Source organism: Rhodopila globiformis (assembly GCF_002937115.1).
Classification (GTDB): domain Bacteria; phylum Pseudomonadota; class Alphaproteobacteria; order Acetobacterales; family Acetobacteraceae; genus Rhodopila; species Rhodopila globiformis.
Genome location: NZ_NHRY01000099.1, coordinates 1 through 9083, shown reverse-complemented (window position 1 = coordinate 9083; position 9083 = coordinate 1). Strand labels below are relative to the sequence as shown.

8 protein-coding genes and 1 tRNA gene are annotated in these 9083 nt (G+C 66.6%); 3 read left to right on the top strand and 6 right to left on the bottom strand.

Going from position 1 to position 9083, the window contains the following annotated elements:
- Positions 1 to 342: 342 nt before the first annotated feature.
- The 3 genes from der to CCS01_RS10335 form a co-directional block, all read right to left on the bottom strand.
- Positions 343 to 1689, bottom strand: a complete 1347-nt coding sequence (der, locus tag CCS01_RS10345) for a ribosome biogenesis GTPase Der (protein WP_104518750.1) — start codon at positions 1687 to 1689, stop codon at positions 343 to 345.
- A gap of 49 nt (positions 1690 to 1738) precedes the next feature.
- A complete protein-coding gene (locus tag CCS01_RS10340) occupies positions 1739 to 3091 on the bottom strand; it encodes an outer membrane protein assembly factor BamB family protein (RefSeq protein ID WP_104518749.1) in 1353 nt (450 codons plus the stop codon).
- A gap of 68 nt (positions 3092 to 3159) precedes the next feature.
- Positions 3160 to 3813, bottom strand: a complete 654-nt coding sequence (locus CCS01_RS10335; RefSeq protein WP_104518748.1) for a tetratricopeptide repeat protein — start codon at positions 3811 to 3813, stop codon at positions 3160 to 3162.
- 134 nt (positions 3814 to 3947) lie between these two features.
- Here CCS01_RS10335 and CCS01_RS10330 point away from each other — a divergent pair, with 134 nt between their 5' ends.
- A complete protein-coding gene (locus tag CCS01_RS10330; RefSeq protein WP_104518747.1) occupies positions 3948 to 4316 on the top strand; it encodes a hypothetical protein in 369 nt (122 codons plus the stop codon).
- A gap of 76 nt (positions 4317 to 4392) precedes the next feature.
- A tRNA-Arg gene (locus CCS01_RS10325) sits at positions 4393 to 4469 on the top strand.
- 671 nt (positions 4470 to 5140) lie between these two features.
- On the opposite strand, the gene CCS01_RS10320 is transcribed toward CCS01_RS10325, so the two are convergent.
- Positions 5141 to 5965 (bottom strand): 3-keto-disaccharide hydrolase, encoded by an 825-nt coding sequence (locus tag CCS01_RS10320; RefSeq protein WP_204848214.1) that lies wholly within the window; start codon positions 5963 to 5965, stop codon positions 5141 to 5143.
- A gap of 105 nt (positions 5966 to 6070) precedes the next feature.
- Positions 6071 to 6883 carry a class I SAM-dependent methyltransferase gene (locus CCS01_RS10315; RefSeq protein WP_158258332.1) on the bottom strand — a complete coding sequence of 271 codons (813 nt, stop codon included), beginning with the start codon at positions 6881 to 6883 and terminating at the stop codon, positions 6071 to 6073.
- A gap of 231 nt (positions 6884 to 7114) precedes the next feature.
- Here CCS01_RS10315 and CCS01_RS32680 point away from each other — a divergent pair, with 231 nt between their 5' ends.
- Positions 7115 to 7351: a DUF2934 domain-containing protein gene (locus CCS01_RS32680; RefSeq protein WP_146101664.1), complete on the top strand. Its 237-nt coding sequence runs from the start codon at positions 7115 to 7117 to the stop codon at positions 7349 to 7351.
- A gap of 97 nt (positions 7352 to 7448) precedes the next feature.
- Here the strand turns inward: CCS01_RS32680 and CCS01_RS10310 are convergent, their stop codons facing one another.
- Complete coding sequence (locus CCS01_RS10310; RefSeq protein WP_104518744.1) at positions 7449 to 7808, bottom strand: 4a-hydroxytetrahydrobiopterin dehydratase; 360 nt, start codon at positions 7806 to 7808, stop codon at positions 7449 to 7451.
- Positions 7809 to 9083 lie beyond the last annotated feature (1275 nt).

The window sequence follows — 9083 nt, the reverse complement described above, 5'->3', positions numbered from 1 at the left end:
CCAGGTCCGCTGCGCCGTCTACAACGGCACGCTCGGCTCCGGCTTCGGGCAGCGATTCTATCCGGCTAACGATCCGATCCCGCAAGCAGTGGTTGCCGCCTGACACCCCCAATCTTCAGGCAGTCCCATCATCACGTCGACATCACCATGAGACAGCAGCCAAGACAGCAGGAGCTTGTCCAATATCGTGTGACATATCGCGCTTTCCTTACCTTGTCGTCATGGATTCCCTCATCTCACCCGCTGCGCGAACGCAACGGGCGTCACCCCATCTGCGCCAACGAGGCTGCCACCGAACATGACGAAGAAGCAACAACCGCACTGCCCCCGCCATGGCGGCGCCTAATTCTCCGCGAACGGATTCTTCGTTCCGCGCAACTGCAGCCGGATCGGCGTGCCGGGCAGCTTGAACGTTCCACGCAGGCCATTCACCAGGTACCGCGTGTAGTCCTCCGGCGTCTGCTCCGCCCGCGTCCCGAACACCACGAACGTCGGCGGCCGCGCCTTGGCCTGCGTCACATAGCGCAGCTTCAGCCGCCGCCCGTTGACCAGCGGCGGCTGGTGCGCTTCCAGCGCGTGCTCGAACCAGCGGTTCAGCTCGCCCGTCGGAACGCGCGTGTTCCACACCTCATGCGCCGCGCGCACCGCCGGCAGCAGGCGGTCCACCCCGGCGCCGGTCAGCGCCGACAGCGTCACCACCGGGATGCCCTTCATCTGCGCCAGGCTGTCCTCCAGCCGCTCCATGATCGCTTTCCGCGTCGCGTTGCGATCGGCCACCGCGTCCCACTTGTTCAGCGCGACGACGCACGCCCGGCCCTCGCGCTCGACCAGCCTGGCGATCTGCAGGTCCTGGTCCTGGATGCCCTGCACCGCGTCCAGCGTCAGCACCACCACCTCGGCCATCTTCAGCGCGTGGATGGCGGAGCCGACGGACATTTTCTCCAGCGCTTCCTCGACCCGGGCGCGGCGGCGCAGGCCGGCGGTATCCACTATCTCCACCGCTCGCCCCTGCGCATCGGTCAGCGTCACGGACACCGCGTCGCGGGTCAGGCCGGGCTCGGGGCCGGTGATCATCCGCTCCTCGCCCAGCAGGCGGTTCAGCAGCGTCGACTTGCCGGCGTTCGGGCGCCCCACGATCGCCATCTTCAGCGGCCGATCGGCTTCCTCGTCGTCGGCCTCCGCCGCTTCTTCCTCCGGCGGCAGCCGATCGGCGATCTCCGCCATCAGGTCGGCCACGCCCTCGCCATGCTCGGCCGAGACGCCGACGGGATCGCCCAGGCCCAGCGCATAGGAGTCGAGGATCGCGGAGTTCGCCACGCGGCCCTCCGCCTTGTTCGCCACCAGCAGCACCGGCTTGCCCTGGCGGCGCAGCCACTGGGCGAAATGCGCGTCCGCGGGTGTGACCCCGGCCCGGGCGTCGATCACGAACAGCACCAGATCGGCCTGCTCGACGGCGCTGGCGGAGCCGGCGCGCATGCGCCCGGCCAGGGTTTCGGGCGCGGCTTCCTCCAATCCGGCGGTGTCAATGAGCGTGACGTCGCGCCCGCGCAGCTTCGCCTCGGCCTGCTTGCGGTCGCGGGTGACCCCCGGCGTGTCGGCGACCAGCGCGATGCGCCGCCCGGCGAGCCGGTTGAACAGGGTGGACTTGCCGACATTCGGCCGCCCGGCGATGACGACAACCGGCAGCATGGACCACCTCCATGGGTGTGACGGCGGCCTAAAGCCGGGCCGCGTCCCCCTATCTTAGCGCCAAAAGCCGGCCGTCGTTGGAAATCACCAGCACCGTGCCGTCGGCGACGACCGGCGCGAACGGCGCGGCGGCGGCCGACAACGTGATGTGGCCGAGGATCGCGCCGGTGTACGGGCTGACCGACAGCGCGTCCTCGCTGGTCCCGGTGACGATCAAGCGGTCGGAGACCAGCAGCGGACCGTACCAGGTCAGCATGTCCTTGCGCTTTTCCGGATCCTCGAAGTGCGGCAGCTGGCTGACCCAGGCGACCTTGCCGTCGGCGAGGGTGAGGGCGGCGATCTGCTGCTGGACGGAGATCAGGAACATCCAGTCGCCGGCGACGGCAAAGGTGTCCTCGCCGGCCACGTCACGCTCCCACACGCGCCGGCCGGTGGGGACGTCGTTGCAGACCAGCAGCCCGCCCATGCTGATGGCGTAGACCAGGCCATTGGCGACCACCGGGGCGGCGCGGATCGACAGGAAGTCGCCGCCGCTGGCCCGCCCGCGCGAGGCGCCGAGGCCGTCGGTCCACACCACGGTGCCGCTGTCGGCGTGCAGCGTGGCCAGTTCGCCGGAGCCGAAACCGGCGATGACCAGGCCCTGGTAATACGCCGGCGCCGGCTGGCCGAGCATGGAATTGACCGGTTCGGCCGCCTGGTGCGTCCACAACTGGCGCCCATCGGCGGCGGCGAAGGCGAGCAGGTGGTCGTCGATGGTGGTGACGAACACCCGTTCGTCGGCGATCGTCGGCGCCGAGCGGGCGGGCACGCCCAGGTCGCTGCTCCACTTCTGCTTGCCGGTGGCGAGATCCAGCGCGACCAGCCGCGACAGACCGTTGGAGGCATACAGGGTGGCGCCGTCCGCGCCGAGGCCGCCACCGACATTGGTGCTGTCGACGTCCTTCGGCTTGGTGTCGGCCTGCCACAGGCGCTTGCCGTCGCTCAGGCGGAAGGCGGAGACAGTGGCATCGGAATCCATGGTGAAGACAGTGCCGCCCAGGACCACGGGCTGCGCCATCAGGATCTGGCGGTAGCCGCCGCCCTCGCCGATGTCGCTCCGCCAGGCCTCGGCCAAGCGATCGTTGGCGTAGAGATGGCCCATCAGGTGCGCGGGATTGCCGCCGGCCTGCGGCCAGGCGGCGTTGCGCACCGCCGGCGGCAGCACGACCTTGGGCGGGTTCTCCTCCACCGCCAGCCCACGCCGATCGGCGAAAATCGCCTCGCGCTTGCCGGGCAGCGGGGGCTTCGTCTCGTTGAACAGGTTGTCGAACCAGGTGCAGCCAGCCAGCGCAAGCGGGGCAAGCAGAGCGGCCCGGCGGGTGGCGAACGCCCCGCCGGCCTTGATAGTCGTATTCACAGTCACGCCAGGCTTCCCCGTTGAGTGTTGCCCCGTTGGGTGTTGGATGCGGCGATCCGTCGCGGGAGGCGCATTCAGCCCAGCCCGGCCAGCAGGGCCGCGGCGCGGGCGCGCACACCCGCCGGTGCTTCAAAATCGGATGACAGCGCCTTCAGTTTGGTCTTCGCGTCCGCGGTCTTGCCCTGCCGCAGGTCGAGCAGCGCGAGCTGCTCGCGCGCCAGCGCGGACCAGGGATTGCCGAACACGGCCAGCGGCTCCAGCCGGGCCTTGAGCAGCGCCGGGTCGCCATGGTCGAGCTCGCGCATGGTGGCGGTCAGGCTGGCCAGGTCGCGCAGCAGGCTGTCGGCATTGCTGTCGGCGGCGACTTGGTTCCACAGCGCGACGGCGCCGGGCAGGTCGCCGGCATCGGCCTTCAGCTGGGCGGCGCGCAGGCGGGCCAGGGTCTTGTAGCCCTCCGGCCCATGGGCCGCGAGATGGTCCAGGGCGTTGATCTGCGACTCCGCCGGCTTGCCGGGTTTCGCCTGCTCAATCGCGGTTTCCGCCGCGATGAACTGGGAGGCGACGGTGGCGTCCCGCTGCGCCTGCATGCGGATCCAGATCTGCCAGCCGGCGGTACCGCTGACGACCAGGATGGCGGCGACGATGATCAGCCAGCCGTACTTCTTCAGCAGCTTTTCCGCGCGCTCGGCGCGGAGGTCTTCCGCGACCTCGTCGAAAATGTCTACCACCGGGTTCTCTCGCCTGTCTGCATGCGCCACGGCACCGCGGTGCCGGCGACGGTGGACCATAGCGGCGTCGGGGTTTGGCTGCAAAACGAGGCTTCGGCAAGGGTTCATTTACCTTTTGCCGGCAGAATGACGGCATGAAGGCGATTTTCCTGCTCTGCCTGCTGCCGCTGGCCAGCTGCGGCTTGCCGGATCCGGTGGTCTCGGGGGCGGCGGCGGGCGCCGGTCTCGCCACCGTGGTGACGATTCAGCGAACGCCGCTGGATGCATTGTATTCGCTGGTGACCGGCAAGGACTGCTCGGTGGTGCGGATGGGCCAGGGCAAGACCTACTGCCGCCCGGTGGAGCCGCCGCCGGAGCCGCCGGCGTTCTGCACCCGCACCCTGGGCACGCTGGAGTGCTGGCAGGATCCCGCCAGCCTGCCTGACCACCCGCACGGCGTGGCGGACGGCCCGGCGACGCTGACCCCGGAACAGGAGGCGAACCGGGTGCGGCGCTGGCCGTGAGCGGGCGATGAAACTGGGTGATTGAGCTTTGCGCGGAATGCCGCTATAGGGGGTGCATACGCCGCTTGGCGGTGATGGACCCGTAGCTCAGTTGGATAGAGCGTCGCCCTCCGAAGGCGAAGGTCGTGCGTTCGAGTCGCGCCGGGTCCGCCAATCTTTTCAGCAGTCTGGCATAACCACCTGCTAAAGGCGGGTGGCTACCGGCAATCACGCTGGTGCCGCCGGATGGCGCGTTGCCTCCCGACGACGATCGAGCGGAGCGTCTTCAGGATGCTCGCGGTGCTGGCCGGCCCCGGCCGGATGTGCGCAGTAAGGGGGATGACGAGGGTCATGCCTCCGCTGCAACCGAAGCTGCCGCGATCGCTTCAAGGCTGCGGTATCGGATCATTCGACGCCCACCGAGGCGGACGGTTTGGAGGTGGCCACCGTTACTAAGGAGACGGTCAAACGGCGGCCATCCCTGATCGTCATGCCGGGCGAAGGCCCGGCATCCACGCCTTGCGGTGCCGCTATCAGCAAAGGCGTGGATGGCGACCCTGCGGCTTGCCAGGCACGCCGGCTACAGCAGACCGCAGATCGGTTGAGACAGGGCGATGGCGCCCCCTCATCGTCACGGCGGGCCTTCGCCTACCTTGACGACATGGTAACGCGCCCGGCATGATGGGGCAGCAACGATCGCCGCCATCCGATGCGCATGAGGCGGCTGCCATTTGCCGTCACGACTGGCAGCGATTGACGATCATTCGCCCGGCCGCAGCGCCTTTGGTCAGCCGGCCCCCGGCAACTTTATAACGCCGCCTGATATGCGTGGGGCGGAAGTCAGCTCAATGCTGATTCCCGTAATAGTGTTCACCGGCGGGTTTGACCGGAGGGCGCGGTTTCTCGGCCGTCAGTTCGCGTACCCAAATGTTCCTGTACCAGATGGTGTTGTTATGATCCTGCAACCGGACCGGACCTTTGTCCGGCAACCATTCGGGATAGGCGGCCAGGACCTTGTGGCCTGTCGGGCCGATCAGATCCATGTCGTCCTGCACGAGCACGCCATTGAAGAATGCGGTCACGCGCGCGGGCCTGACGACTTTTCCGTCCTGCAGCTTCGCAGGGTGGAAAACAATGTCGTAGCTTTGCCACGCGCCTTGCGCGCGGCTGGCATTGACCAGCGGCGGGTACTGCCCGTAGATCGCACCGGCCATCCCGTCGGCGTAGGTTTCGTTACGATAATTGTCGAGCACCTGCATTTCATACAGCCCCTGGAGGAAGACCCCGCTGTTCCCGCGCTCCTGGCTGCGGCCTTTGGTCCCCGGGGGCACGAGCCACTCAACGTGCAGTTGCACGTCACCGAACGACTGCCTGGTCCGGATGTCGCCCGAACCCGGCACGCATTCGACATGGCCATCGATGACTTTCCACGGCGCGCCGCCCCCTTTGACGCTCTCCCAGCGCGACAGGTCCTTCCCATCAAACAGCACGATCGCATCCGAGGGCGCCTTGCCGGGCTGATCCTGCGTGCTGAATGTTCCGGGTGTGATGACCGCCGGCTGCGGCCGCCGGCCGTCATGCACCTCGTATCCGATGGTCCCTCGCGCAGACACGCTAAGCGCCAGCCCCATCACGCTCATTGCCATGCCAGCCGTCAAACTTGGCTTCATGCCCGCTCCTGCCGACGTTCCAGAGCCGCGATGCCGTCGGCCGTCGCAGGGTAAACGCGGCGATGCCACCCGGCGTTCGCGGCAAGACAAGAGTGGTCCTTGTGATCATTGGAGATCTGCCGCCTGCGACGGACCCGTCTTGATCGCGCTCAACACGGCCGAGCGATAGGCTATCCGCACGCCGTCCGCGGTTTCGCGCGCGCCCATGCCGAGCGTGTCACCGCCGACGCTGCATTCGATCAAATCCAGCAGGCCGCGACGGTCGTTCCACTCGGGAAAGGACCCATTTACAAGATCGGCGGCCAGATACGGCACCTGGAACATCCGCACAGCCGGTTCGCCAAGTCCCGTGCTGACGAACAACCCGCACAGCCAGCCCAGCGTCCTGAACGCAACGGTCGAGGGATCGCGGCGCCGCTCCATCGCATTGAAGGCGAACGCCTTCGCCGGATCGTCGGAGGCCAGGCCATCGCACAGGACGATGCGTCCGCCCGGTGCCGTCAGCCGCACCATCTCGGCGAAAGCCCTGGCCGGATCTTCCAGGTGGTGAAACGCAAAACGGCAGGTGACCGCAGCGAATGACCCGTCATCGAACGGGGCGGCGTAAATGCTGCCTTGCATCCACGCGACATTTGAAAGGTTGCGGTTTGCCGCAAGCGCACGTGCCTGACCGAGCATGGCCGGCGTGGAATCGAGGCCAACCACATGGGCGGCCCGCTCGGCCAAGGCGCAGGCAACGGAGCCGGGGCCACAGGCAAGGTCGATCGCCCGATCATCGCGACCGGGCGCCGCCGCTTCGACGATGAGTTGAAGCACCTCATGGGCATGCAACTCCGGCCTGGCGGCAAAGCCGGCCGCCTGCCGTGTAAACTGGTTGACGATGACGTGATCATGGGAAGGCGAGTCGATGCTGGTCATGACGCTGGCTCCGGACGACGGCGTGGGAACGGATTGCGCCAGCCTCTTGTAGAACGCCAACCGGCCGGGATCGAGTGCCGACGCGGCCGGCCGCGATTTTGCCGTTGCGCGCCGTCTCGAACGACGAATAATCTTACGGGCATGAGACAGTCCGGCCAATTTCCACCGTTTGCCGCGCCAGGCCACCGATAGCCGTTTCTGAACCGGCTTCCTGATCGAGAGGACGAGAACATGCCCATACCGGATTACAGAGCCGATCGCGCCATTCGCGAGACCGCCTACTTCATCTGGGAACGTGAGGGGCGGCCGGACGGCCGGGCGCATGATCACTGGCTGCAAGCCATCGCCAACCTCGCCGCTGATCGCGATCGGAACGAAGAGCGCATGGAAGAGGAAGAAAAGGTCCTCGCCGGGCGCCCCGACGCCAATATTCCCGCCTTGCTGACGCAGGACGTTCCCGGCGGTTGACAGGGAATCCCGCCCGCTTGCGCCGGCGGAGATGGCGAAGGATCGCGAGCGGTCCCGCAGCAGCGGGAACACTATGCGGCGCGGCCGGGGGTTCTGATCAGTCCGCCACCTGATCCGCGGCGGCGTTGGCCAGACGATCGAGCTTCACCGCCATGATGAAGTCATTCTCGTGCAACCCCTTGATCTTCTTGGTTCGCAACGAGACCGTCGCGTAGCCCCAGCCGAAACCGATGTCGGGATGGTGCGCCTCCGCCTCGGCGAGCCTGGCCGCGCGGCAGATGAACGCGAAGGCCTCGGCAAAATTCCGGAATCGGTAGGTCCGCTCGATCCGAGTGGCCTCGTCCCGCAGCGCCCAGTCCGGGGCCTGCGCCCGATACGCCTCCGCCGTCTCGGGCGTCAGTGGCGGAATGCCGCCGCGGCACGGCGTGCAGGATTTCCCGGCGAGTGACTCTGTCATGGTGGATCCTCCCTTGCGTTGTGACCTTCCGTTAATCTGGAACGAAATCATGTGGGCCAGGCAAGCGATAGACAGGGTGTGAAATACTTCATCGCGCCGATCCCTGGTCTCCGGCAAAGTTCCTGACGTCACTACGGTTCCATCAGCAGACTGACGAGCCTGAAGCAGAGAAACTTCATTTGCAACAGACGGGAGCTTATCATGCCACGCACATTGTATAGCCGCCTTGTCTCGACGAAAACCCTGGTCCGCGCCGGCGTCGCTGCCTTGAGCCTGGGCTGGGCGGGCGCGGCTCTCGCCCAGGGCGCGACGGCCATGGAAAAACCACCGGTTTACGGCGCCGCCTGGGCAACCGATCACGCCCGGCTCAAGAACCTCGGCGCAGAGTATGTGGCACCAGACTCCGCCAAGGCCGCTCGGCTGGAAGCGCCCAGGACAACCGACGGCAACGCCCGGTCGCCCGGAAATCGGAACGGAGGCTGAAGGCAAGCCCCGGGTGGAAGGCCGGATGGCTTCTGGCCTTCCTGCTGCCGCAGGGATGCATGACAGCATCGGCGGGCCAACCCGCTTTCATTGTCGCCTCGCATTGAGATGGCGGCTGTCATCGGACCGGCCGCCCGGCTGCATGTCGAAAATCATGAGAACCCATCGACAGGACTTTGGCTGGACAATGGCGGCCCAACGGCACGATATCCGCCCTCGAGCATCAGCAGGGCGGAGGAAGCGCTTGTGGATCCCGGGGGCTGGCTGAAGAGCCCGGGCATGAAATGCTATGAGCCTGGGAAGAAATAATCGATCCGCCGGTGCGCCCGCTCCGGCGGATTGGTTGTTTCGCCCAGGCCCATAATCCGGCAGTTCCGGGTGTCATGCGCTTCGCGCGCAACGCCACATTTTCTTCTCAGTGTCTCTCTGCGGTTCTCAGTTTTCCTCTGTGGTGCCTCAGGTCTCCCCTCATTTTTTGTTACGAGCCAAATTAGACACGGCCAACTGTGCTTGGTCAGTCCAGCTTCGTTGCTTGTCAGCCCAAGCAACAACAGGCGTCTACATCGCGCCGTGCCCTGCAACGCGTCAACATATCTGTCTTTTCGTTTCAGCTTGCCCGAGCCAACACACTGAATTTTCAAACTTAATATGAGGGGAGACCTGAGCTGTGGTACCATATCCGGACGATCCGCCCGCACCCCCGCCGCCGATGGCCCACGATCGGCCCGGGCACAGACAGCACCCATCCAGACCGGAGGCGCCCGCACCGTACCACCGCCTCGCCACCGGCAC

Coding starts and splice junctions, on each gene's coding strand:
- CCS01_RS10310 (WP_104518744.1), bottom strand. CDS start 7,808: ATGACAGAGTCACTCGCCGGGAAATCCTGCACGCCGTGCCGCGGCGGC.
- CCS01_RS10320 (WP_204848214.1), bottom strand. CDS start 5,965: ATGAAGCCAAGTTTGACGGCTGGCATGGCAATGAGCGTGATGGGGCTG.
- CCS01_RS32680 (WP_146101664.1), top strand. CDS start 7,115: ATGCCCATACCGGATTACAGAGCCGATCGCGCCATTCGCGAGACCGCC.
- CCS01_RS10330 (WP_104518747.1), top strand. CDS start 3,948: ATGAAGGCGATTTTCCTGCTCTGCCTGCTGCCGCTGGCCAGCTGCGGC.
- CCS01_RS10315 (WP_158258332.1), bottom strand. CDS start 6,883: ATGACCAGCATCGACTCGCCTTCCCATGATCACGTCATCGTCAACCAG.
- der (WP_104518750.1), bottom strand. CDS start 1,689: ATGCTGCCGGTTGTCGTCATCGCCGGGCGGCCGAATGTCGGCAAGTCC.